Below are 25,280 nucleotides of genomic sequence, written 5' to 3' on the forward strand. Positions count from 1 at the left end.
ATGATGTCTTCCGTTTCTACATCGGGTTCTGGCGCAGCCAAATCAGCGCTAAATCTTGGCAGAATTTGGGATCAGTACGGGATGCTGGTGGTTTTTGCTGTGCTTTTCCTGGTATGTGCCCTCTTTGTACCAAACTTTGCCTCCTTTATTAATATGAAGGGGCTCGGGCTGGCGGTTTCCATGTCGGGTATGGTCGCGTGTGGGATGCTGTTTTGCCTGGCCTCCGGCGATTTTGACCTCTCTGTCGCGTCTGTGATTGCCTGTGCCGGGGTTACCACCGCGGTGGTCATTAATATGACCGAAAGTCTGTGGATCGGCGTAGCTGCCGGGCTGCTGCTGGGCGTGCTTTGCGGTCTGGTGAACGGCTTTGTGATTGCGCGTTTAAAAATAAACGCGCTGATCACCACGCTGGCAACAATGCAGATTGTGCGCGGTCTGGCCTACATTATTTCTGACGGTAAAGCAGTTGGTATCGAAGACGAGCGCTTCTTCGCCCTCGGCTATGCTAACTGGCTGGGGCTACCTGCGCCTATCTGGTTAACCGTTGGTTGCTTCATTATTTTTGGCTTACTGCTGAATAAAACCACCTTTGGGCGTAACACACTGGCCATTGGCGGTAATGAAGAGGCGGCGCGTCTGGCAGGCGTTCCGGTTGTCCGCACCAAAATCATCATCTTTATCCTTTCCGGTCTGGTATCGGCCGTTGCGGGGATTATCCTGGCGTCGCGTATGACCAGTGGTCAGCCAATGACCTCTATCGGTTATGAGCTGATTGTCATTTCAGCGTGCGTGCTGGGGGGCGTTTCGCTGAAAGGTGGCATCGGAAAAATCTCATATGTGGTGGCGGGGGTACTGATCCTTGGGACAGTTGAAAATGCGATGAACTTGCTGAACATTTCTCCGTTCGCCCAGTATGTAGTACGTGGTTTAATCCTGCTGGCGGCGGTGATCTTTGACCGTTACAAGCAAAAAGCGAAGCGTACCGTTTGATGATTTAACGCCCAACTTTTTAGTCTAGCTTCTCCCCATCGCCAGCCGCTATACCGGCTGGCGATTGTTTTTGCAAATGGCGAGCCTCGTCACACTGTCTATACTTATATCCGTCATACCTCAACCAGCATAAAGAAAAGGAGGAGCACCGGGTGACAGCATCGCGAACCGTACCCCCTGAGCTACCCGCAAACTGTGCTTATTTTTTTGATCTCGACGGAACATTGGCTGAGATCAAGCCGCATCCCGATCAGGTCATCGTCCCACAGACGATCCTGCAATTATTACATCGCCTGGCCACGCGTAACGCGGGAGCACTGGCATTGATTTCAGGGCGTTCAATGGCTGAGCTTGATACGCTCACGCACCCATTTCGTTTTCCGCTTGCCGGAGTCCATGGAGCCGAGCGCCGCGACATCAATGGTCACACCCACATTGTGCGTCTTCCCCAGAACGTCGAACGTGACATCAGTGCGTTATTGCATGCCGCGCTGGTGGGTTTACCTGGTACGACACTGGAAACAAAAGGCATGGCGTTTGCCCTGCATTATCGACAGGCTCCGCAGCATGAAGCGGCGCTGCTGGCGCTGGCTGAACGCATCACGCGCAGATGGCCACTGCTCGCCCTGCAGCCCGGGAAATGTGTGGTTGAGATAAAACCAAAGGGTACGAACAAAGGGGAAGCGATTGCTGCATTTATGCAGGAAGCTCCTTTTGCCGGGCGCATCCCCGTTTTTGTTGGTGATGATTTAACGGATGAGTCGGGCTTTGGTGTGATAAACCGTGCCGACGGTGTTTCCGTGAAGGTGGGGAGCGGCGCGACCCAGGCGATGTGGCGTCTGGCTGGCGTAACGGACGTCTGGCGCTGGCTGGAACAGATCAACTGTCCACAGCAAGAACAAAAAGCAACGAATGACAGGAGAGATGACCATGAGTCGTTTAGTCGTAGTCTCTAATCGAATTGCCTCACCCGATGACAAAGGCAGTGCCGGCGGCCTGGCGGTCGGCGTGCTGGGGGCATTGAAAACGGCGGGGGGGCTGTGGTTTGGCTGGAGCGGTGAGACGGGTAATGAAGACAAACCGTTAAAAAAAGTCACCCGCGGCAATATCACCTGGGCATCCTTTAATCTGAGCGAGCAGGATTACGAAGAGTATTACTGCCAGTTTTCGAATGCCGTTTTATGGCCCGCTTTCCACTATCGCCTGGATCTGGTGCAGTTTCAGCGCCCGGCATGGGAAGGCTATCAGCGGGTCAATACGTTATTGGTCGATAAGTTGCTGCCCTTACTTAATGATGACGACATCATCTGGGTTCATGATTACCATTTATTACCGTTTGCCAGCGAACTGCGTAAACGAGGTGTCAATAATCGCATCGGTTTTTTCCTGCATATCCCTTTCCCGACGCCGGAGATATTCAATGCGCTGCCTCCGCATGATGTGCTGCTTGAGCAACTGTGTGATTTTGACTTACTGGGGTTCCAGACTGAAAACGATCGTCAGGCATTTCTCGATGCGCTGAATGTGCAAACGCGGCTTACCACGCGCGGCGACAATCATCACCAGGCCTGGAACAAGGCGTTCCGTACTCAGGTCTATCCTATCGGCATTGCCCCTGATGAAATTGCCCGCCAGGCAGCGGGGCCACTGCCGCCGAAAATGGCGCAGCTCAAGGCCGAGCTAAAAAATGTGAAGAATATATTTTCGGTGGAACGCCTGGATTACTCCAAAGGCTTGCCGGAGCGTTTTCAGGCCTACGAGGCGTTGCTGGAACGTTACCCTCAGCACCACGGTAAAATTCGCTATACCCAAATCGCCCCGACATCGCGCGAAGAGGTGCAGGCCTATCAGGATATTCGCCACCAACTGGAGACAGAGGCAGGGCGCATCAACGGCAAATACGGGCAACTGGGCTGGACGCCGCTCTATTATCTGAATCAGTATTTTGATCGCAAATTGCTGATGAAGATATTCCGCTACTCGGATGTCGGGTTGGTGACGCCATTGCGAGATGGGATGAATCTGGTCGCCAAGGAGTTCGTGGCCGCGCAAGATCCCGCCAATCCGGGCGTGCTGGTATTATCGCAATTTGCCGGGGCCGCGCATGAACTGACCTCTGCGCTGATTGTTAATCCCTATGACCGGGATGATGTCGCGGGCGCATTAAACCGCGCGTTAACCATGCCGCTTGCCGAACGTATAACCCGTCACGCCGAGATGCTGGATATTATCGTTAAAAACGATATCGACAACTGGCAGGCGCGCTTTATTCTCGATTTAAAAAAGGTCACGCCACGTCATGCTGAAAGCCAGCCGCACGACACTGTGGCTGACTTCCCAAAATTGGCCTGACGGTGATCCGGCCATTAATCCCCTGCTAGCGGAACCAATAACACATCGACCTGACTGGCGCTGATCACGCTTTTCGCTGAGCAGGATGCTCGCGAAAAGAAGCTGTGGTTATGGTTGCCATAAATGACGAGATCGATGGCGTGTTTACGACAGATATCCAGAATATGTTCGTTGAGTGCCCCATAGGTAATAAAGGTGTGCTCAATGGGGTACTGCGCCTCATGGGTGAGCTTGTCGATAAAATTCTGCGTCTCTTCTTGCATCACATCACGTAGATCTTCCAGCATGGGAGCCGCGAACTGGTTGTACAGTTCGGGGTCTGAGACCAGGGTTATCAGGCTCACTCGGGCGTTGACAGGACGAGCGATAGAAACGGCTTTTGCTAACAGCTGGTGGCTTTCGGGGGTGGCGGCAACAGCGACAAGAATGTGTGTGTAGCTCATAACTCGCTCCTTAAATACAAGAATTATGAGAGAACTTTTAGCGTTACTCCGTGTTTCTTCATACTGCAACGTTTTGTGCGGCAATTGTGTGAATGTCATCATGATTATTCATTAATTATTCTTATAAATAGAATATTCACATCACATAAGCTGAAAATCTGTTCAGCGTATTTAAGTGAAACTCTCGGCTAATGAAAACAATGTGTTAATAAAAAATAAACAAAAGGCTGGTTTATGTGATCTACATCACATATTCTTTAAATTCGCAGCATGGCTCCGTTGTATGTGTAACTGACGGCGGGTAGAGTTGCGTCGAATTAGGAAAAATCTTAGGCATTTGTAAGAATTGATGTGAGCTTGTAAGGAACGCGGCCTTCTTAAAAAGGGATGTTTACACAACGCGTAAATGCCGTAACGCTGCTATGTATTTGACCTTTTGCTTTTTTTTTACCGGGCCTTCCCGGCGACATCACGGGGTGCGGTTTTACCGCATAAAAATAATGTTGGTTATTATGGATGCAAATAATGCATACATCCGAGTTGCTGAAACACATTTATGACATAAATTTGTCATATTTATTGCTTGCACAACGTCTAATCGTTCAGGACAAGGCTTCCGCGATGTTTCGCCTTGGGATCAGCGAAGAGATGGCGGACACGTTGGGAACATTAACCCTTCCTCAGATGGTCAAACTGGCTGAGACAAACCAACTGGTCTGCCATTTCCGATTTGACGATCATCAAACAGTTACCCGACTCACGCAAGATTCCCGCGTCGACGATCTTCAGCAAATTCATACAGGTATCATGCTTTCAACGCGTCTGTTAAGTGACATCAATGACGCGGCGCGTAAGAAAAGGGCCTGATTATGAGCGAAAAAAGCATCGTTCAGGAAGCGCGTGATATCCAGTTAGCCATGGAATTGATCACACTGGGCGCTCGTTTGCAAATGCTGGAAAGCGAAACGCAATTAAGTCGTGGCCGTCTTATTAAGCTGTATAAAGAATTACGCGGTAGCCCTCCGCCGAAAGGTATGCTTCCTTTTTCAACCGATTGGTTTATGACATGGGAGCAAAACATCCATGCTTCTATGTTCTGCAATGCATGGCAATTTCTTCTCAAAACGGGCCTGTGCAGCGGCGTAGATGCCGTCATTAAAGCGTATCGTTTGTATCTTGAACAATGCCCGCAACCGGCTGAAGGGCCGCTGCTGGCGTTAACCCGCGCGTGGACGCTTGTCCGTTTTGTCGATAGTGGGTTGTTAGAACTTTCTACCTGTAACTGCTGTGGCGGTAATTTTATTACTCACGCGCACCAACCCGTGGGCAGCTTTGCCTGCAGTTTGTGCCAGCCGCCATCGCGCGCCGTAAAAAGACGTAAACTTTCCCAGAATGCTGCCGATATTATTCCACAACTGCTGGATGAACAGATCGAACAGGCTGTTTAACTGATACGGTGTGGATAGACACTCCAGCAGCGGTAAGTCATTACCGCTGCTTTTTTTTGTCCTGACCATTGAGTTAACTACCCGACTGCGCATCCTGTCATAGTCAATTGCGAAAGGATGATATCGTGCTGATCTTAATAGGTTACCTGGTTGTTATTGGTACAGTTTTCGGCGGCTACATGATGACCGGCGGACACCTTGGGGCACTCTATCAACCGGCTGAGCTGGTGATCATCGGTGGCGCAGGTATCGGGGCATTCATAGTCGGTAATAACGGTAAAGCCATTAAAGGGACGATGAAAGCGATCCCGCTACTTTTTCGTCGCTCGAAATACACCAAAGCCATGTATATGGATCTGCTGGCGTTGTTGTATCGCCTGATGGCCAAGTCACGCCAGCAGGGTATGTTCTCGCTCGAACGTGATATCGAAAACCCTAAAGAAAGTGAAATCTTTGCCAGCTATCCGCGCATTATCGCGGATGCCGTGATGCTTGATTTTATCGTCGACTATCTGCGTCTGATTATCAGCGGCAATATGAATACGTTTGAAATTGAAGCGTTGATGGACGAAGAAATTGAAACGCATGAAAGTGAGTCGGAAGTCCCGGCCAACAGTCTGGCGATGGTGGGAGATTCATTACCGGCTTTCGGTATCGTAGCGGCGGTGATGGGCGTGGTACACGCGCTGGCCTCGGCCGATCGTCCAGCGGCTGAACTGGGGGCTCTTATTGCACATGCAATGGTGGGGACGTTCCTCGGGATTTTACTGGCCTACGGTTTTATTTCTCCGCTCGCCAGCGTGTTACGTCAGAAAAGTGCCGAAACCACCAAAATGATGCAATGCGTGAAGATCACTCTGCTTTCCAACCTGAACGGCTACGCTCCGCCGATTGCCGTCGAATTTGGTCGTAAGACGCTGTATTCCAGCGAACGTCCGTCGTTTATCGAACTGGAAGAACATGTTCGTGCGGTGAGAAACCCAACTGCGCAGCAAACGACCGAGGAAGTATGAAAAATCAGGCCCATCCCATTATCGTCGTAAAGCGACGAAAACATAAAGGTCACGGTGGTGGGGCGCATGGTTCATGGAAAATTGCCTACGCCGATTTTATGACCGCGATGATGGCTTTCTTTCTGGTGATGTGGCTCATTTCCATTTCCAGCCCGAAAGAACTGATTCAAATTGCTGAATATTTCCGTACGCCTCTGGCCACCGCGGTAACCGGTGGAAATCGTATTTCAAACAGCCAAAGCCCGATCCCAGGTGGGGGGGATGACTACACCCAGCAGCAGGGAGAAGTTAACCGACAGCCGAATATTGAAGAGCTGAGAAAACGCATGGAACAAAGCCGCCTGAGCAAATTACGCGGCGACCTGGATCAGCTTATTGAGTCCGATCCTAAGCTGCGCGCACTGCGTCCGCATTTGAAAATCGATTTGGTGCAGGAAGGGCTGCGTATTCAGATTATTGACAGTCAGAACCGCCCAATGTTTAAGACCGGCAGCGCCGAGGTTGAACCTTACATGCGCGATATCCTGCGGGCGATTGCGCCGGTTTTAAACGGCATCCCTAACCGCGTTAGCTTGTCCGGTCATACGGATGATTATCCTTACGCCAACGGTGAGAAAGGCTACAGCAACTGGGAACTGTCAGCCGATCGCGCCAATGCCTCGCGCCGCGAACTGGTCAGCGGCGGTCTGGATACGGGAAAAATATTACGAGTGGTAGGCATGGCCGCCACGATGCGTCTGAGCGATCGCGGTCCTGAGGACGCCATCAACCGCCGTATAAGTCTGCTGGTGCTGAATAAGCAGGCGGAAGAGGCCATTTTGCATGAAAACGCTGAAAGCCAGAATGAGCCGGTAAGTGTCTTACAACCGCCTGCGGTCGTTCCGCCGGTAAGCGTTCCCACATCGCCACCAGCCAATCCGAGGTGATAGCGTGAGCATGGATATTAGCGATTTTTATCAGACCTTTTTTGATGAAGCTGACGAACTGTTGGCTGACATGGAGCAGCACCTGCTTGATTTGGTTCCTGAATCTCCGGATTCCGAACAACTGAATGCCATTTTTCGTGCGGCGCACTCGATTAAAGGCGGGGCGGGCACCTTCGGCTTTACTATTTTGCAGGAAACGACCCATTTAATGGAGAACCTGCTGGATGAAGCGCGGCGTGGTGAGATGCAGCTCAATGCCGACATTATCAACCTGTTTTTGGAAACAAAAGATATTATGCAAGAACAGCTCGACGCCTATAAAAGCTCAGAAGAGCCGGATGCCGCCAGCTTTGAGTACATTTGTCATGCGCTACGTCAGTTAGCGCTCGAAGCAAAAGGCGAAACTTCACCCGCCGTCGTCAACACCGCAAAATTGAGTGTTGTCGACGGTTCAGCGATGCAGGAAGAGACGATTGAGCATGAAACTGCCGCCGTTGAAGAGGTTAAAAAGCGGATTGTCCTCTCGCGTCTGAAAGCCGGAGAAGTGGATTTACTGGAAGAAGAGCTGGGAAATCTGGCGACCCTATCGGATGTGGTCAAAAGCAGCGACACGCTGTCGGCAACGATTGATGGTGACCTCGCGGAAGATGACATCATCGCGGTACTTTGCTTTGTCATCGAAGCCGACCAGATTGAGTTTACTTCCATCGTGGCTGCCCCCGTTGAGGCGGTGACCGTGATAGATGAACCACAGCCGGTTGCTGTTGTCCCGGAGGTTAAAACCGCCGCCAGCGAGCCGCCACACGGTCGCGTCGAACGAGAAAAACCCGCGCGCGCCAGCGAATCTACCAGCATCCGCGTGGCAGTTGAAAAGGTCGATCAGTTGATTAACCTGGTCGGCGAACTGGTGATCACGCAGTCGATGCTGGCCCAGCGTTCGAACGAATTGGATCCGGTAAACCATGGCGATCTCATCACCAGCATGGGTCAGTTACAACGTAACGCCCGTGACTTGCAAGAATCTGTGATGTCGATTCGTATGATGCCAATGGAGTATGTCTTCAGCCGTTTCCCTCGATTGGTGCGCGACCTGGCGGGCAAGTTGGGGAAACAGGTTGAGCTGACGCAAATTGGTAGCTCCACCGAACTCGATAAGAGTTTGATTGAACGTATTATCGATCCGCTGACCCACCTGGTGCGTAACAGCCTCGACCACGGTATCGAATTGCCGGAAAAACGCCTTGAATCCGGGAAAAATCCGGTCGGTAACCTGACGCTTTCTGCTGAACACCAGGGCGGGAACATCTGTATCGAAGTCACCGATGACGGTGCGGGCCTCAACCGTGAGCGCATCCTGGCCAAAGCCATCTCGCAGGGCATGCCGATCCACGACAACATGAGCGATGACGAAGTCGGCATGCTGATTTTCGCGCCGGGATTCTCGACCGCTGAGCAGGTGACGGATGTCTCTGGTCGCGGTGTTGGGATGGACGTGGTGAAGCGAAACATCCAGGAAATGGGTGGGCATGTTGAGATCCAATCGAAGCAGGGACAGGGCACAACTATCCGGATTTTGCTGCCGCTGACGTTGGCGATTCTGGACGGCATGTCTGTTCGTGTGGCGGATGAGGTCTTCATTTTACCGCTAAACGCGGTGATGGAGTCGCTGCAACCCCGCGAAGAAGATCTGCACCCTCTGGCTGGGGGAGAACGTGTGCTTGAAGTGCGTGGTGAATATTTACCACTGGTTGAGTTGTGGAAAGTCTTTGAGGTTGAAGGCGCGAAGACTGAAGCGACTCAGGGCATCGTGGTTATTTTACAAAGTGCGGGACGCCGCTATGCGCTGCTGGTTGATCAACTTATTGGTCAACACCAGGTGGTGGTAAAAAATCTGGAAAGCAATTACCGCAAAGTACCCGGCATTTCTGCCGCAACGATCCTTGGCGACGGTAGCGTCGCGCTGATTGTCGATGTCTCTGCATTGCAGGGGTTAAACCGCGAACAACGTGTGGCGATCACCGCCGACTGATTGAGTGAGAAAGGGAATAATATGACCGGTATGAGTAATGTAACTAAACTGGCCGGCGAACCGTCAGGTCAGGAATTCCTCGTGTTTACGCTGGGGGATGAAGAGTACGGTATCGATATTCTGAAAGTGCAGGAAATCCGTGGCTACGATCAGGTCACGCGTATCGCCAATACGCCGTCTTTTATTAAAGGGGTGACCAACCTGCGCGGGGTGATTGTGCCCATTGTTGACCTGCGTGTGAAGTTTAGCCAGAGTGACGTTGATTACAACGAGAACACCGTGGTGATTGTGCTAAATCTGGGGCAACGCGTGGTGGGTATCGTGGTGGATGGCGTGTCGGATGTGCTGTCGTTGACGACCGATCAGATCCGCCCGGCGCCGGAATTCGCGGTCACGTTGTCAACGGAATACCTGACCGGTTTGGGCGCGCTGGGCGATCGGATGCTGATTTTGGTCAACATCGAGAAGTTGCTGAACAGCGAAGAGATGGCATTGCTGGATATTGCAGCAAGTCACGTAGCCTGACCGTCATATCGGATGACGCTGAAAGCGCCTTATCTGGTCTGCAAGATTGCTCATTGTAGGCCGGATAAGCGTAGCGCCATCCGGCATATTCTCATTTCAGGCTTCCTGCTCCACCAGTTCAGGTTCTTCTTCCAGTAACCCTTCATTCTGCGCCAACATTGCGGTGGCGATCCCGTTGCCTAACACGTTAATCGCCGAACGTCCCATATCAAGGAAGTGGTCGATACCCATCAACAACAGAATACCGGCAACCGGGATATTAAAGCTGGGAATCGTTGCCGCCAGAACTACCAGTGCCGAACGCGGCACGCCGGCAATCCCTTTTGAAGCCAACATCAACGTCAGCATTAGCACAGTGATTTCGGCGAAAGAAAGGTGAATGTTATAGGCCTGCGCAATAAACATTGATGCAAAAGAGCAGTACACCATTGAGCCGACCAGGTTAAATGAGTAGCCGATGGGCAGCACAAACGACACGATGTTGCGCGAGCAGCCAAATTTTGTCAGTTGCTCAAGCGTTTTTGGATACGCGGCTTCAGAGCTGCTGGTGGTGAAGGCTACCAGCACCGGATCTTTCAGCATGCTGACCAGGCGGAAGACCTCTTTTTTCAGCATCACGTAGCCGACCGCTAACAGCACCAGGCAGGTCAACACGATAGCAAGGTAATAGCCGCCGATGAACGAGGCATAGTTGAGCAGGATCCCCAGCCCCTGGGTGGCGATGACGGAGGAGATGGCGGCAAAAATAGCCAGCGGAGCCACGTACATCACATACCCGGTCACCTTCAACATAATGTGGGAGACCACATCCAGTGCGGCGACCAGCGGCGCGTTAAATTTCTCACCGAGTGAGGCCCCACCAATACCGAAAAACATTGAGAACACCACGATCTGCAGGATCTCATTATTGGCCATGGCTTCGGCGATACTGGTCGGAATAGTGTGAGTGAGAAAACCTTTCAGACTCATGCCGCTGACGGCGAGGCCTGTATCGGTGGCTTCCAGTGGAATGGCCAGGTTCAGCCCGCTTCCGGGTTGTTCAAGGGAGACCACTAAAAGACCGACCAGAATAGACAGCACGGAGGAACTGATAAACCAAATCATGGCTTTACCCCCGACGCGACCGATGGTAGATGTTTCTCCCAGCCGCATAATGCCAACGGTCAGCGTACTGAAGACTAACGGCGCAATGACCATTTTAATCAGCCGCAAGAAAATGTCGGTGAGTAGCGTGATATTACCAGCCCAGGCGGTTACTACGTCCGGAGAGGCCCAGGAGTGGATCACTGCGCCTGACAAGATCCCTGCCAGCATAAAGACCACGATGAACAACGTGAGTTTGTTTGCGTTTGCCACTAAAAATCCCTCAGTAATGATTTAACATTCATTTCCCAGCTACTCATTTTTTATACTTATTAAGTGGTAGCGAAACATTCATCATATAAATTGAATTAAAGCGGGGAGGGATACAACTTTTTTTAATTTTTTATCCATTTTGTTGTGGCGCCAGCGTGTCCGCGTTGTCACACCTCTCTTTCCTGCAGGATTTCCTTTTCGCAAACGTAAAGTTATTTGGGCGGGTGCCGATAACGTTGATAACTCGTTTTCAGGAAGGTGCCTTATGTTTAACCGTATCCGCGTTGTCACAATGCTGATGATGGTGCTGGGGGTTTTCGCACTGCTACAGCTTGTTTCCGGTGGTCTGTTGTTTTCCTCATTGCAACAGAATCAGCAAAGTTTTGTTATTTCGAACGATTTACGTCAGCAGCAAAGTGAACTCACCTCAACATGGGACTTAATGCTGCAAACGCGCATTAACCTGAGCCGCTCTTCTGCGCGCATGATGATGGATACATCTAATCAGCAGAGCAGCGCGAAGAACGATCTGTTGAAGAATGCGAAAGGAACGCTGGCGCAGGCTCAAACGCATTATGAAAAATTCAAAAACTTCACGCCGTTGCCTGAAATGGCAGAAGCCAGCGGCACCGTGGATGAGAAATATCAGCAGTATCATGCGGCATTAGCGGAACTGGTGCAGTTTCTGGAAAACGGCAACATGGATGCGTACTTCGCGCAGCCGACCCAGGGAATGCAAAACGCATTGGGTGAGGCGCTTGGGAAATACGCCAGCGTCAGTGAAAAACTCTACCTTCAGGCATTTGATGAAAGCGCGCGGGATTACCATTTTGCCCAATGGCAGCTCGGCGTTCTGGCCGTGGTGCTGGTGCTGATCCTGATGGTGGTGTGGTACGGCATCCGTCATGCCTTGCTTAACCCTCTCGCCCGCGTTATTGCCCATATCCGTGAAATTGCCAGCGGTAACTTAACCACGTCATTAACCGTCAGCGGTCGCAATGAAATCGGCGAACTGGCCAGTACGGTTGATCATATGCAGCGGTCGCTGGTTGAAACGGTCACTCTGGTGCGCGAAGGTTCCGATGCGATTTATTCCGGTACCAGCGAAATTGCCAGCGGCAACACTGACTTGTCATCGCGTACTGAGCAGCAGGCGTCTGCGCTGGAAGAAACCGCTGCCAGCATGGAACAGCTAACGGCGACGGTGAAGCAAAACGCGGACAACGCGCGGCAGGCTTCGCAACTGGCGAAAAGCGCTTCCGATACCGCACAGCATGGCGGCAAGGTAGTTGATGGCGTGGTGAATACCATGCACGAAATCGCCGATAGCTCGAAGAAAATTGCTGACATCATCAGCGTGATCGACGGGATTGCCTTCCAGACCAATATTCTTGCGCTGAACGCGGCAGTTGAAGCCGCACGCGCCGGTGAACAGGGCCGTGGTTTCGCTGTGGTGGCAGGAGAAGTTCGTAACCTGGCAAGCCGCAGTGCGCAGGCGGCAAAAGAGATCAAAGCATTAATTGAAGACTCCGTTTCACGGGTCGATACCGGCTCGGTACTGGTAGAGAGCGCCGGGGAAACAATGAATGACATCGTCAATGCGGTGACCCGTGTCACCGATATCATGGGCGAAATCGCCTCCGCGTCTGATGAACAAAGCCGTGGTATCGACCAGGTCGCGCTTGCTGTGTCCGAGATGGACCGCGTGACGCAGCAGAACGCCTCGTTAGTGCAGGAGTCCGCTGCTGCCGCTGCCGCGCTCGAAGAACAGGCCAGTCGTCTGACCCAGTCGGTATCGGCTTTCCGCCTGGCGTCACGTACATCGTCGGCTAAATCACGCGATGCACGGCCATCTGCAACGTCGGTTCCCGTTTCACCCTCGCGCCAACTAAGCACTGAACCCGATAGCAATTGGGAAACATTTTAACCGGGAGCTAACACCGGATAGTAAATCGAACAGGCAGAGCATCTTTCTGCCTGCATCGTGTTTTTAAGCATGAAGAGCAAACCGTAACACAACACGCATTGGTGCAGCTGCTGGCTGTGCCCGTTGTATCCTGAATGTGATTGAGAAGGCGCTATGACATCATCTCTGCCCTCCGGGCAAACGTCATTATTGTTACAGATGACACAGCGCCTCGCGCTGTCTGACGCGCATTTTCGTCGGATATGTCAATTAATCTACCAGCGTGCGGGTATCGTGCTGGCCGACCACAAGCGGGACATGGTGTATAACCGCCTGGTGCGTCGCTTACGTACCCTGGAGTTGGATGACTTTGGTCGCTATCTCAGCATGCTGGAAGCCAACCAGAACAGCGCTGAGTGGCAGGCGTTTATTAACTCCCTGACCACCAACCTGACCGCTTTTTTCCGCGAAGGACATCATTTTCCGGTGCTGACCGATCACGCGCGTCGACGCAGCGGCGAATACCGTGTCTGGAGCGCGGCGGCTTCTACGGGTGAAGAACCCTACAGTATCGCGATCACGCTGGCCGATACGTTAGGTATGGCACCTGGGCGCTGGCGTGTATTTGCCAGCGATATTGATACCGAAGTGCTGGAAAAAGCCAGAAACGGCATTTACCGCCTCGATGAACTGAAAACACTGTCGCCACAGCAGTTACAGCGTTATTTCATGCGCGGTACCGGGCCGCATGAAGGGCTGGTGCGCGTGCGTCAGGAACTGGCGAGCCATGTTGAATTTTCCAGCGTGAATTTACTGGATAAAAAATACAACGTACCTGGCCCGTTCGACGCCATATTTTGTCGTAACGTCATGATCTATTTTGATAAAACGACACAGCAGGACATTTTGCACCGTTTTGTTCCACTCCTGAAGCCTGATGGACTGTTATTTGCCGGCCACTCAGAAAACTTTAGCAACCTCGTGCGCGAGTTTAGCCTGCGCGGACAAACGGTGTATGCGCATGCGCCGGGTAAGGATAAATCATGAGTAAAATCAGGGTTTTGTCGGTCGATGATTCCGCATTAATGCGTCAAATCATGACTGAAATTATTAACAGCCACAGCGATATGGAGATGGTTGCAACGGCACCCGATCCGCTGGTTGCGCGGGATTTAATCAAAAAATTCAATCCTGATGTCCTGACGCTGGATGTGGAAATGCCGCGTATGGATGGCCTCGACTTTCTTGAGAAGCTGATGCGTTTACGTCCGATGCCGGTGGTGATGGTCTCTTCTCTGACCGGAAAAGGCTCGGAAGTCACGTTGCGGGCGCTGGAGTTGGGGGCGATTGACTTCGTCACCAAACCGCAACTGGGGATCCGCGAAGGGATGTTGGCCTACAGCGAGATGATTGCCGAGAAAGTGCGTACGGCATCCCGTGCGCGTCTGACGGCACATAAACCGGTTGCCGCGCCGAAAACGCTGAAAGCGGTGCCGTTGCTCAGTTCTGAAAAACTGATCGCCATTGGCGCGTCGACCGGAGGAACGGAGGCAATACGTCATGTGCTGCAACCACTGCCGCTTTCCAGTCCGGCGGTCATTATCACCCAGCATATGCCGCCAGGGTTTACCCGCTCATTTGCCGAGCGTCTGAACAAACTGTGTCAGATCAGCGTGAAAGAGGCGGAAGACGGCGAACGTGTATTACCGGGACATGCGTATATCGCCCCTGGTGACAAACATATGGAGTTGGCCCGCAGCGGGGCGAACTATGTGATCAAGATTCATGATGGTCCGCCGGTCAACCGGCATCGGCCTTCTGTAGATGTGCTGTTTCATTCGGTGGCGAAACAGGCGGGGCGCAACGCCGTGGGCGTGATACTCACGGGGATGGGCAACGATGGCGCTGCCGGAATGTTAGCAATGCACCAGGCAGGCGCCTGGACCATTGCGCAAAACGAAGCAAGTTGTGTGGTGTTCGGCATGCCGCGCGAGGCCATCAATATGGGTGGCGTGAGCGAAGTGGTCGATCTTAGCCAGGTAAGCCAGCAGATGCTGGCGAAAATCAGTGCCGGACAGGCAATACGTATTTAATGAGGAGCAGTATTTTATGGCGGATAAAGAGCTGAGATTTCTGGTTGTGGATGACTTTTCCACCATGCGTCGCATCGTGCGCAACCTGTTAAAGGAACTGGGATTCAATAACGTTGAAGAAGCCGAAGACGGTGTGGATGCCCTGAATAAGCTGCAGGCAGGGGGATTTGGCTTTGTCATTTCTGACTGGAACATGCCAAACATGGACGGACTGGAATTGCTGAAAACCATTCGTGCCGACGGAGGTATGTCCTCTTTGCCGGTGCTGATGGTGACCGCGGAGGCGAAGAAAGAGAACATTATCGCCGCCGCGCAAGCAGGTGCCAGTGGTTATGTGGTGAAGCCTTTCACGGCGGCGACGCTGGAAGAGAAACTCAATAAAATCTTTGAGAAACTGGGCATGTGAGGGTGTGATGATGATGATGCAACCACAAATTAAACCTGTTGATGAACATTCAGCAGGGGATATCATCGCGCGCATCGGTAGTCTGACCCGAATGCTGCGCGACAGCCTGCGTGAACTGGGGCTGGATCAGGCTATTGCTGAAGCAGCGGAAGCGATACCGGATGCGCGCGATCGTCTGGATTACGTTGTGCAGATGACCGCGCAGGCGGCAGAGCGTGCACTGAACAGCGTAGAAGCCTCGCAGCCGCACCAGGACGCGATGGAGAAAGGGGCCAAAGATCTGACCAAACGCTGGGATGAATGGTTCGAAAATCCGATTGAGCTGTCCGATGCCCGAGAACTGGTGACCGACACTCGTCAGTTCCTTGGCGATGTCCCGGGACACACCAGCTTTACCAATGCCCAGTTGCTGGACATCATGATGGCGCAAGATTTCCAGGATCTTACTGGTCAGGTTATCAAGCGTATGATGGACGTTATTCAGGAGATTGAGCGTCAGCTGTTAATGGTACTACTGGAGAATATCCCGGAGCAGGGCGCCCGTCCAAAACGCGAAAATGAAAGTTTGCTGAACGGCCCGCAGGTTGATACCTCAAAAGCCGGCGTCGTGGCAAGTCAGGATCAGGTTGACGACCTGCTGGATAGCCTCGGGTTCTGATGAGTATTTGCCGGATGTGGGGTGTTGACCTCTCATCCGGCTTACGCGCAATTCTGCTTAAAGCCATAAATCCCGTCTTTTTTACCGCTTACTCTCCCCATTGCTGTGTCGCTGTTCTGGCATCATTCTCGCCTGTGTTTCTATCCTGGGTCTGATGCGTGGCAGAAGAAAGCGACGACGACAAAACAGAAGCCCCCACACCCCACCGACTTGAAAAGGCGCGGGAAGATGGGCAGATCCCCCGTTCCAAAGAGCTGACCTCACTGCTTATTTTGCTGGTGGGTGTGTGCATTATCTGGATCGGAGGGGAGTCGCTTGCCCGCAGACTGGCGGGCATGCTGTCGGCTGGGCTGCGTTTTGACCATAGCATGGTCAATGACCCTAATCTGATCCTCAGCCAGATCATTCTGCTTATTAAAGACGCGATGATTGCGCTGTTACCGCTGATAACTGGCGTCATGCTGGTGGCGTTGATCTCCCCGGTGATGCTGGGCGGTTTGATCTTTAGTGGTAAATCGCTGCAGCCCAAATTCTCTAAGTTGAATCCGCTGCCGGGCATTAAGCGCATGTTTTCTGCGCAAACCGGCGCCGAGCTGCTGAAAGCTATTCTGAAGTCTACGCTGGTCGGCAGCGTGGCCGGATTCTACCTCTGGCACAAGTGGCCGGAGATGATGCGTCTGATGGCTGAATCACCGATTACGGCAATGGGCAATGCCCTTGATTTAGTCGGTTTGTGTGCGCTGTTGGTGGTGCTCGGGGTGATCCCGATGGTGGGGTTTGACGTTTTTTTCCAGATTTATAGCCATGTGAAAAAACTGCGTATGTCGCGCCAGGATATTCGCGATGAATTTAAACAAAGCGAAGGTGATCCGCACGTTAAGGGCAAAATTCGCCAGATGCAGCGTGCGGCAGCGCAGCGACGCATGATGGCGGATGTGCCGAAAGCGGACGTCATTGTGACCAACCCCACGCACTATTCTGTCGCCTTGCAATATGACGAAAACAAAATGAGTGCGCCACGCGTTGTCGCCAAAGGAGCGGGGCTGGTTGCGTTGCGTATTCGCGAAATTGGCGCGGAGCATCGAGTCCCAACCTTAGAAGCACCGCCGCTGGCGCGTGCGTTATATCGCCATGCTGAGATTGGTCAGCAAATACCCGGCCAGCTGTATGCTGCTGTCGCAGAAGTGCTGGCATGGGTATGGCAATTAAAACGCTGGCGTCTGGCTGGCGGCAAGCCGCCACCACAACCTGCAAACCTTCCGGTGCCTGAAGCGCTGGATTTTATGAACGAGAAGAATACTGATGGCTAATCTGGTCGCGATGCTGCGCCTGCCCAGCAACCTGAAATCCACGCAATGGCAAATTCTTGCCGGGCCGATCCTCATTCTGCTGATCTTGTCGATGATGGTGCTGCCGCTGCCCGCTTTCATCCTTGATTTGCTGTTTACCTTTAACATTGCACTGTCGATCATGGTGCTGTTGGTGGCGATGTTCACCCAGCGTACGCTGGAGTTCGCCGCCTTCCCGACCATTTTGCTGTTCACCACCTTATTACGCCTGGCGCTGAACGTTGCCTCTACACGTATTATTTTGATGGAAGGACACACCGGTTCGGCGGCCGCAGGGAAGGTGGTTGAAGCGTTTGGTCACTTCCTGGTGGGCGGTAACTTTGCCATCGGTATCGTGGTCTTCGTTATTCTCGTCATCATCAACTTTATGGTTATCACCAAAGGTGCCGGTCGTATTGCCGAAGTCGGTGCGCGCTTTGTGCTGGACGGCATGCCCGGTAAACAGATGGCGATTGACGCCGATCTTAACGCCGGATTGATTGGCGAGGATGAAGCCAAAAAACGCCGTTCTGAAGTAACTCAGGAAGCTGATTTTTACGGTTCAATGGACGGGGCGAGTAAATTCGTCCGTGGGGATGCCATCGCCGGTATTCTGATCATGGTGATTAACGTGGTCGGTGGTCTGCTGGTGGGGGTATTACAACACGGCATGAGTATGGGCAGTGCGGCTGAAAGCTACACCTTGCTAACCATCGGTGACGGGCTGGTCGCGCAAATCCCGGCGCTGGTTATCTCTACGGCGGCGGGCGTTATCGTGACCCGCGTCAGTACCGATCAGGATGTCGGTGAGCAGATGGTCACCCAGCTGTTCAGTAACCCCAGCGTGATGGTGCTCAGTGCGGCGGTACTCGGCTTGCTGGGGCTGGTGCCGGGTATGCCTAACCTGGTGTTCCTGATGTTTACTGCGGCGTTGTTGGGTCTGGCCTGGTGGTTGCGCGGTCGTGAGACCAAAGCCCCTGCGGAGCCTCAGTCGATCAAAATGCCGGAAAATAATGCGGTGGTGGAAGCAACCTGGAACGATGTCCAGCTGGAGGATTCGCTGGGTATGGAGGTGGGGTATCGCCTGATCCCGATGGTGGATTTTCAGCAGGATGGTGAATTGCTGGGGCGGATTCGCAGTATTCGTAAGAAATTTGCCCAGGATATGGGCTTCCTGCCGCCGGTGGTGCACATCCGCGACAATATGGATCTGCAACCTGCGCGCTATCGCATCCTGATGAAAGGGGTGGAAATTGGCAGTGGGGATGCGTATCCGGGACGGTGGCTGGCCATCAACCCTGGCACGGCTGCAGGATCGCTACCGGGTGAAAAAACGGTCGATCCGGCCTTTGGTCTGGACGCTATCTGGATTGAAAGCGCGCTGAAAGAACAGGCGCAAATTCAGGGCTTCACGGTGGTGGAGGCCAGTACTGTTGTAGCGACGCATTTGAATCACCTGATTGGCCAGTTTGCCGCAGAACTGTTTGGACGTCAGGAAGCGCAACAACTGCTGGACCGCGTGTCGCAGGAAATGCCGAAACTGACCGAGGATCTGGTGCCGGGCGTGGTGACGCTAACCACGCTGCATAAAGTGCTGCAGAATTTGTTGGATGAAAAAGTGCCGATTCGCGATATGCGTACCATCCTAGAAACACTGGCCGAACATGCGCCGTTGCAAAACGATCCGCATGAACTCACCGCCGTGGTGCGCGTGGCGTTGGGAAGGGCGATCACCCAGCAATGGTTCCCGGGGAATGATGAAGTTCAGGTTATTGGTCTGGATACGCCGCTTGAGCGTTTGCTGTTGCAAGCCCTGCAAGGGGGGGGGGGGCTGGAGCCGGGGCTGGCAGACAGACTGTTGGCGCAGACCCAGGAGGCATTATCGCGTCAGGAAATGCTGGGCGCGCCGCCGGTGTTGTTAGTTAACCATGCGCTGCGCCCCCTACTGGCGCGCTTTTTACGCCGCAGCATCCCGCAGCTGGTGGTGTTGTCGAACATGGAGCTTTCAGATAACCGCCATATCCGCATGACCGCGACTATTGGAGGTAAATAATGCGTAAGTTTCTGTGGTTGTTTTTTTTCCCTCTGGCGGTGCAGGCCGCTGGAGAAGGGGCCTGGCAGGCCAGCGGTATGGGTATTACCTTAAATCATCGCGGGCAGTCCGCCTCGTCTTCCCCTCTGGTTCCCGATCCGTCAGTTTCGGGGTTGATGACGCTGGTGGCCTGGCGTTATGAGCTGAATGGGCCCACGCCCGTAGGGTTGCGGGTGCGTTTATGTTCGCAGTCGCGCTGTGTTGAGCTGGATGGGCAAAGTGGCACCACACACGGATTTAATAATGTTCCTGCCGTTGAGCCGATGCATTTTGTCTGGGAAGTGCCCGGCGGCGGTCGCCTGATCCCTGCCTTACAGGTGCAAAGCAACCAGGTGATTGTGAACTACCGCTAATCTCTTCTTCCTGTCAGCCAGCAGATGAAACTGCTGGCTCTTCGCATTTTTGACCCGTACATTCGATTAAAAAGAAACGCCGTTTTATAAAATTGGTGACATATGTTGCCGGACTCTTTGTGCTGTTGCCATCTCGCGATTATCTCTGGCAGAAATAAAAAGGTTTCCCGTGCTGTTAGCTTTTACTGTGGCCGTGTAAGGACGTCCTGTGTCAACGCGAGGATGGTGGGGGTTTCCCAATAATGTTGTGCAGACGTAGACGACGTGATTGCCGCTCATCGTCAGGAAGAGATCTTCCCGGACATTATGGTCTTACCGCAAAAATATACCTGCTGCGCCGAAACTGGAACAGGTCGCAGTATTGAATTCGACATAGCATGGAGGTTAAGTAGATGATGGTTTATCCGGTTAAACACAGTCCGTTGTTACGTCAGCCAGAACATTTTATTGCCAGAGATGCGTTAAAAACGCTTATCAAAAAGGTGACACATAACCTGGTCAATATCTGCGATGAGAGCGGTGAGTTCTTGCTGCGACTGGACGACGGACGCGTTATCGATACCAAAGGTTGGGCCGGATGGGAGTGGACGCATGGCGTCGGCCTGTACGGGATGTACCAGTATTATCAGCAAACTGGCGACGAAACGATGCGCGATATCATCGATGGCTGGTTTGCCGATCGCTTTGCTGAAGGCGCGACGACCAAAAACGTTAATACTATGGCACCGTTTTTGACGCTGGCGTATCGCTATGAAGAAACGAGTAATCCGGTGTATTTGCCGTGGCTTGACACCTGGGCCGAGTGGGCGATGCATGAAATGCCACGTACTGATTTTGGTGGTATGCAGCACATCACGTTGGCAGAAGAGAATCATCAGCAGATGTGGGACGACACGCTAATGATGACGGTTTTACCGCTGGCGAAGATTGGCAAACTGCTTAACCGTCCCGAGTACGTTGAAGAGGCGACGTATCAGTTCCTGTTACATGTGCAAAACCTGATGGATAAAGAAACAGGTCTGTGGTTCCACGGCTGGAGCTATGAGGGACATCATAACTTTGCCAACGCCCGCTGGGCGCGCGGCAACAGCTGGTTAACCATTGTTATTCCGGAGTTCCTCGAACTGGTCGATTTACCGGAAAATAATGCCGTTCGTCGCTATCTGGTGCAGGTGCTGCATGCACAAATTGCAGCCCTGGCGACGTGTCAGGATCAAAGTGGTCTGTGGCATACGTTACTGGACGATCCGCACTCTTACCTTGAAGCGTCGGCCACCGCCGGATTTGCGTATGGGATTTTGAAAGCGGTGCGTAAACGCTACGTCGGACAGGAATACGCGACGGTAGCAGAACTCGCCATCAAAGGCATTGTGCAGCATATCTCGCCGGAAGGTGAGCTGCTGCAAACCTCATTTGGTACTGGGATGGGGCACAATCTCGATTTTTATCGCAATATTCCGCTCACGTCTATGCCTTACGGCCAGGCGATGGCGATGCTGTGTCTCACTGAGTACTTGCGTAAGTATTTTTGATGGCGGTGCCCGATGACGTTGCGATCGTCGGGTTTGATTGTGTTGCGCTATCGGGTTGTATGCTGCTTTCCTGCGGCACAAACAAATGATCCATAATCTGTCGCATAACCGGCGCGGCGGTAACGCCGTCGCTGCCACCGTTTTCCAGAATCAGCGCCACGGCGACTTTCGGGTTTTTGTACGGTGCAAATGCGGTGTAGAACACGTGGTCGCGCAGGCGGATGGGGATCATCTTCGCATTGTAAGTCTGGTTTTCTTTCAGGCTGAAGACCTGCGAGGTTCCACTTTTTGCGGCAATTCCGTAAGGTGCAGTATGGAAGAATTTATAACCAGTCCCGTTCGGCGCATTGGCCATGCCAAACATCGCCTCGCGTACCAGCCCCCAATAGGGTGATGAGGCAGAGGCAATTTGTGACGGTACCGTGGCAGCATGGTAAGGCGTAACGGTTTTCCCACTCTCTTCATCCTGCAGCAGGTGAGGGGCAATCACTTTCCCGTTGTTAATCAGCGCCACCATTGCTTTTACCATCTGGATTGGCGTGGCAATCCAGTATCCCTGACCGATACCAACCGAAATGGTGTCTCCCTGATACCAGGCTTTTTTATGCACCCGTTGTTTCCAGTCGCGGCTCGGTAACAGCCCATTGTACTCTTCATCAAGATCGATACCGGTGGGTTTACCGTAACCAAACTGGCTGAGCATGCTGTTGATTCGGTCAATGCCCATCATATACGCCACCTGATAGAAGAACGTGTCCGCGGACTCTTCAATTGCTTTGGTCACGTTCAGCATGCCATGACCGGTTTTTTTCCAGTCACGATAATGTCGCTCAGTGCCGGGTAATGTCCATGTTGGCGCGCCAAAGAAGCTGGTCTGCGGGGTGATAACGTCATTGAGTAACGCTGACATCGCCATGTACGGCTTGACCGTGGAGGCGGGAGGGTACAAACCTTGCGTGACGCGGTTAATCAACGGCAGGTCTTTATCCTGCAACAGCGTGTTGTACTCCTGGTAGCTGATACCTTTGACGAACGGATTCGGGTCATAGCTGGGGTTAGAAACCATCGCCAGCACCGAGCCATCGTGCGGATCTTCAACCAGCACGGCGGCGCGTTGCCCTGCCAGCAGGCTCTCAATATATTCCTGTAAGTGCAAATCCAGCGTCAGGTGGATGTCCTTTCCGGCAACCGGCGGTACATCTTTTATCAGGCGCACGATGCGTCCGTGGTTATCGACCTCGACTTCCTGGTAGCCCGTTTTACCGTGTAGATCGTTTTCGTAATAGTGCTCGATTCCCTGTTTGCCAATGTTGTGATCGGCTGCGTAGTTCTCCGCCATCCCTTTTTTATCCAACGCCTTCAGGTCGCTGTCGTTGATTTTTGATACATAGCCGAGCACATGCGCCAACTCTGCGCCATAAGGGTACTGGCGATCTTCATAGCTGTTAACAGTGACACCGCTGAAATGAAACTGGTTAACCGAGAAACGGGCGATTTCTACATCGGTCAGCGCATTTTTGAGCACTACAGGGCGATAGCGGCTGCTGGATTTGAGTTCATGGCGAAACTGATCGATATCATCAGGCGTCAGATCAACGATTGGCGTTAGCTGCTTCAGCAAGGCATCCATATCGTTGATTTTATAGGGGGTGACGGAAATATCGTACCAGGTGACGTTGCGTACCAGCGGGATACCGTTGCGATCGTAAATAATGCCTCGCGTTGGGGCGACGGGCAGCATTTTTATATCGTTGGCATCCGAACGGGTGGTGTAATACTGGTGCTGGCGAATTTGCAAATTGTAGAGATTGTAAATCAGGATGCCAAAACAGATGACTACCAGGCCAAAGGCCACCATTACCCGCCGTTGAAAGAGTTTCTCTTCCGCCTCAAAATCTCTGAATGTCATTGGCCCGTACCTGATTAATTTGCCGCCTAATGATACGGAGGCGTAAACGGGATAACAGGTAAAAGATGTTCCATCCCTCTACGGAAATGTGTCATTCCTTGTGAATTGTTACAGATAGCCCTTTACGGAAATAAAAAAAGGCCTGAGTCCGTCACCCGGGCTCAGGCCTGCTGTTATCAGCGAACTTACATGCGTTCTACGGTTTCGATACCCAGTGTATCCAGACCCAGCTTCAGCGTTTTCGCCGTCAACTGTGCCAGCTTCAGGCGGCTGTTACGAATCTCTTCACTCTCCGCGCTGAGGATCGGGCAATGTTCATAGAAGCCAGAGAACAGACCAGCAAGATCGTAAAGATAGGCGCACATTACGTGCGGCGTACCTTCCCGTGCAACGACGGTCAGCGTCTCTTCAAACTGCAGCAGACGCGCCGCCAGCTGGGCTTCACGATCTTCGTTGATGAAGACCTGGGCGTTAGCCAACGCGCTTTCGTCGATATCCGCTTTGCGGAACACGGACAGTACGCGGGTGTAAGCATACTGCATGTACGGTGCGGTATTGCCTTCGAAGGCCAGCATGTTGTCCCAGTCGAAGATGTAATCAGTGGTACGGTTTTTCGACAGATCCGCATACTTCACGGCGCCGATACCGACCGCATTCGCCAGTTTTTCCAGCTCGTCGGCAGGCATATCTGGGTTCTTCTCTGCCACCAGACGACGTGCACGCTCCAGCGCTTCATCCAGCAGATCGGCCAGTTTGACCGTGCCACCTGCGCGGGTTTTGAACGGTTTACCGTCTTTGCCGAGCATCATGCCGAACATATGGTGTTCCAGCGGTACGGAGTCTGGTACGTAACCGGCTTTACGTACGATGGTCCATGCCTGCATTAAATGCTGATGCTGACGGGAGTCGATATAATACAGCACGCGATCGGCATGCAGCGTTTCGTAACGATACTTGGCGCAGGCGATGTCGGTGGTGGTGTACAGATAGCCGCCATCTTTCTTCTGAATGATAACGCCCATCGGTTCGCCTTCCTTGTTTTTATACTCATCAAGGAATACGACGGTCGCGCCTTCGCTTTCAACAGCCAGACCTTTGGCTTTTAGATCTGCAACAATGCCAGGCAGCATCGGGTTGTACAGGCTTTCGCCCATCACGTCGTCGCGGGTCAGCGTTACGTTCAGACGATCGTAGGTTAACTGGTTTTGCGACATGGTAATGTCGACCAGTTTGCGCCACATCTCGCGGAAGTAAGCGTCACCGCCCTGCAACTTCACCACGTAACTGCGGGCGCGTTCGGCGAATTCCTCATCTTCATCGTAATGTTTTTTCGCGTCACGGTAGAAACCTTCAAGGTCGGCCAGCGCCATTTCACCCGCGTTTTCCTGCTGCTGCTTTTCCAGCCAGGCGATGAGCATACCGAACTGGGTACCCCAGTCACCAACGTGGTTTGCGCGGATGACGTTATGGCCGAGAAATTCCAGCGTACGGACAGCCGCGTCACCGATGATGGTGGAGCGAAGGTGGCCTACGTGCATCTCTTTCGCCACGTTCGGCGCAGAGTAGTCAACGACGACGGTCTGCTTCTCTGGCTGCGCAACGCCCAGACGATCGGAGGCCAATGCCTGCTGCACGTGCTGCGCCAGAAATACTGGGTCGAGGAAAATATTGATAAAGCCTGGACCAGCGATTTCAACCTTGTTGGCAATCCCGTTGAGATCCAGATGAGTCAGCACCTGCTCTGCCAGTTGTCGCGGCGCCATACCCAGTTTTTTAGCAACTGCCATCATGCCGTTGGCCTGATAGTCGCCGAACTGTACTTTTGCTGACTGACGAACCTGCGGTTCGCAATCTGCAGGCGCACCTGCAGCAATCATGGCCTGACGGACTTTTTCTGAGAGAAGAGCCTGAATATTCACCG

General features: G+C 52.7%; 22 protein-coding genes. 18 read left to right on the forward strand and 4 right to left on the reverse strand.

The annotated features are described in order from the left end of the window. Window positions 1–3 precede the first annotated feature (3 nt). From araH to otsA, 3 genes are all read left to right on the forward strand, one after another. Window positions 4–990, forward strand: a complete 987-nt coding sequence (gene araH, locus IMQ48_RS12090) for an arabinose ABC transporter permease AraH (protein ID WP_196209326.1) — start codon at window positions 4–6, stop codon at window positions 988–990. A 152-nt stretch (window positions 991–1,142) separates the two neighbouring features. After that, window positions 1,143–1,946, forward strand: coding sequence for a trehalose-phosphatase (gene otsB, locus IMQ48_RS12095; RefSeq protein ID WP_196209235.1), 804 nt, complete (start codon window positions 1,143–1,145; stop codon window positions 1,944–1,946). Continuing rightward, complete coding sequence (otsA, locus tag IMQ48_RS12100) at window positions 1,921–3,342, forward strand: alpha,alpha-trehalose-phosphate synthase (protein WP_196209236.1); 1,422 nt, start codon at window positions 1,921–1,923, stop codon at window positions 3,340–3,342. The genes otsB and otsA overlap by 26 nt, the downstream gene beginning before the upstream one ends. Before the next feature lie 14 nt (window positions 3,343–3,356). Here the strand turns inward: otsA and uspC are convergent, their stop codons facing one another. After that, window positions 3,357–3,785, reverse strand: a complete 429-nt coding sequence (gene uspC / locus IMQ48_RS12105) for a universal stress protein UspC (protein ID WP_196209237.1) — start codon at window positions 3,783–3,785, stop codon at window positions 3,357–3,359. Window positions 3,786–4,310: 525 nt separating this feature from the next. On the opposite strand from uspC, the gene flhD reads away from it, so the two are divergent. From flhD to cheW, 6 genes are all read left to right on the forward strand, one after another. Then, window positions 4,311–4,652, forward strand: a complete 342-nt coding sequence (gene flhD / locus IMQ48_RS12110; RefSeq protein WP_137399382.1) for a flagellar transcriptional regulator FlhD — start codon at window positions 4,311–4,313, stop codon at window positions 4,650–4,652. Between the two features lie 2 nt (window positions 4,653–4,654). Continuing rightward, window positions 4,655–5,233 carry a flagellar transcriptional regulator FlhC gene (flhC, locus tag IMQ48_RS12115; protein WP_161959006.1) on the forward strand — a complete coding sequence of 193 codons (579 nt, stop codon included), beginning with the start codon at window positions 4,655–4,657 and terminating at the stop codon, window positions 5,231–5,233. A 125-nt stretch (window positions 5,234–5,358) separates the two neighbouring features. Further along, window positions 5,359–6,246, forward strand: coding sequence for a flagellar motor stator protein MotA (gene motA / locus IMQ48_RS12120; protein ID WP_196209238.1), 888 nt, complete (start codon window positions 5,359–5,361; stop codon window positions 6,244–6,246). After that, window positions 6,243–7,172 carry a flagellar motor protein MotB gene (gene motB / locus IMQ48_RS12125; protein ID WP_196209239.1) on the forward strand — a complete coding sequence of 310 codons (930 nt, stop codon included), beginning with the start codon at window positions 6,243–6,245 and terminating at the stop codon, window positions 7,170–7,172. The genes motA and motB overlap by 4 nt, the downstream gene beginning before the upstream one ends. Before the next feature lie 4 nt (window positions 7,173–7,176). After that, window positions 7,177–9,201 (forward strand): chemotaxis protein CheA, encoded by a 2,025-nt coding sequence (cheA, locus tag IMQ48_RS12130; protein WP_196209240.1) that lies wholly within the window; start codon window positions 7,177–7,179, stop codon window positions 9,199–9,201. A 21-nt stretch (window positions 9,202–9,222) separates the two neighbouring features. Then, complete coding sequence (cheW, locus tag IMQ48_RS12135; protein WP_079939871.1) at window positions 9,223–9,726, forward strand: chemotaxis protein CheW; 504 nt, start codon at window positions 9,223–9,225, stop codon at window positions 9,724–9,726. 96 nt (window positions 9,727–9,822) lie between these two features. Here the strand turns inward: cheW and IMQ48_RS12140 are convergent, their stop codons facing one another. Then, window positions 9,823–11,082, reverse strand: coding sequence for a dicarboxylate/amino acid:cation symporter (locus IMQ48_RS12140; protein ID WP_196209241.1), 1,260 nt, complete (start codon window positions 11,080–11,082; stop codon window positions 9,823–9,825). A 265-nt stretch (window positions 11,083–11,347) separates the two neighbouring features. On the opposite strand from IMQ48_RS12140, the gene tar reads away from it, so the two are divergent. The 9 genes from tar (at window position 11,348) to IMQ48_RS12185 (ending at window position 21,450) form a co-directional block, all read left to right on the forward strand. After that, a complete protein-coding gene (gene tar, locus IMQ48_RS12145) occupies window positions 11,348–13,009 on the forward strand; it encodes a methyl-accepting chemotaxis protein II (protein ID WP_196209242.1) in 1,662 nt (553 codons plus the stop codon). A 153-nt stretch (window positions 13,010–13,162) separates the two neighbouring features. Then, window positions 13,163–14,035, forward strand: coding sequence for a protein-glutamate O-methyltransferase CheR (gene cheR / locus IMQ48_RS12150; protein WP_181595546.1), 873 nt, complete (start codon window positions 13,163–13,165; stop codon window positions 14,033–14,035). After that, a complete protein-coding gene (cheB, locus tag IMQ48_RS12155; protein WP_196209243.1) occupies window positions 14,032–15,081 on the forward strand; it encodes a protein-glutamate methylesterase/protein glutamine deamidase in 1,050 nt (349 codons plus the stop codon). The genes cheR and cheB overlap by 4 nt, the downstream gene beginning before the upstream one ends. Before the next feature lie 16 nt (window positions 15,082–15,097). Beyond that, the gene (gene cheY / locus IMQ48_RS12160) at window positions 15,098–15,487 is read left to right on the forward strand and encodes a chemotaxis response regulator CheY (protein ID WP_045444172.1); all 390 of its coding nucleotides are present in this window, start codon (window positions 15,098–15,100) and stop codon (window positions 15,485–15,487) included. A 13-nt stretch (window positions 15,488–15,500) separates the two neighbouring features. Further along, entirely contained in the window at window positions 15,501–16,145 is a 645-nt protein-coding gene (gene cheZ, locus IMQ48_RS12165; RefSeq protein WP_040232409.1) for a protein phosphatase CheZ, read from the forward strand. 158 nt (window positions 16,146–16,303) lie between these two features. Then, window positions 16,304–17,455 carry a flagellar biosynthesis protein FlhB gene (gene flhB, locus IMQ48_RS12170; RefSeq protein ID WP_196209244.1) on the forward strand — a complete coding sequence of 384 codons (1,152 nt, stop codon included), beginning with the start codon at window positions 16,304–16,306 and terminating at the stop codon, window positions 17,453–17,455. Continuing rightward, window positions 17,448–19,526: a flagellar biosynthesis protein FlhA gene (gene flhA, locus IMQ48_RS12175; RefSeq protein WP_196209245.1), complete on the forward strand. Its 2,079-nt coding sequence runs from the start codon at window positions 17,448–17,450 to the stop codon at window positions 19,524–19,526. Before flhB ends, flhA begins: the two co-directional genes overlap by 8 nt. Further along, window positions 19,526–19,918: a flagellar protein FlhE gene (gene flhe / locus IMQ48_RS12180; RefSeq protein WP_196209246.1), complete on the forward strand. Its 393-nt coding sequence runs from the start codon at window positions 19,526–19,528 to the stop codon at window positions 19,916–19,918. The genes flhA and flhe overlap by 1 nt, the downstream gene beginning before the upstream one ends. Before the next feature lie 392 nt (window positions 19,919–20,310). After that, entirely contained in the window at window positions 20,311–21,450 is a 1,140-nt protein-coding gene (locus IMQ48_RS12185; protein ID WP_196209247.1) for a glycoside hydrolase family 105 protein, read from the forward strand. On the opposite strand, the gene mrdA is transcribed toward IMQ48_RS12185, so the two are convergent. Then, on the reverse strand, window positions 21,422–23,359 hold the full coding sequence (gene mrdA / locus IMQ48_RS12190; RefSeq protein ID WP_196209248.1) for a penicillin-binding protein 2: 1,938 nt from the start codon (window positions 23,357–23,359) through the stop codon (window positions 21,422–21,424). The genes IMQ48_RS12185 and mrdA overlap by 29 nt on opposite strands. A gap of 185 nt (window positions 23,360–23,544) precedes the next feature. Further along, on the reverse strand, window positions 23,545–25,278 hold the full coding sequence (argS, locus tag IMQ48_RS12195) for an arginine--tRNA ligase (RefSeq protein WP_196209249.1): 1,734 nt from the start codon (window positions 25,276–25,278) through the stop codon (window positions 23,545–23,547). Window positions 25,279–25,280 lie beyond the last annotated feature (2 nt).

The sequence above is a fragment of the Citrobacter sp. Res13-Sevr-PEB04-36 genome (assembly GCF_015672735.1).
Lineage (GTDB): Bacteria > Pseudomonadota > Gammaproteobacteria > Enterobacterales > Enterobacteriaceae > Citrobacter.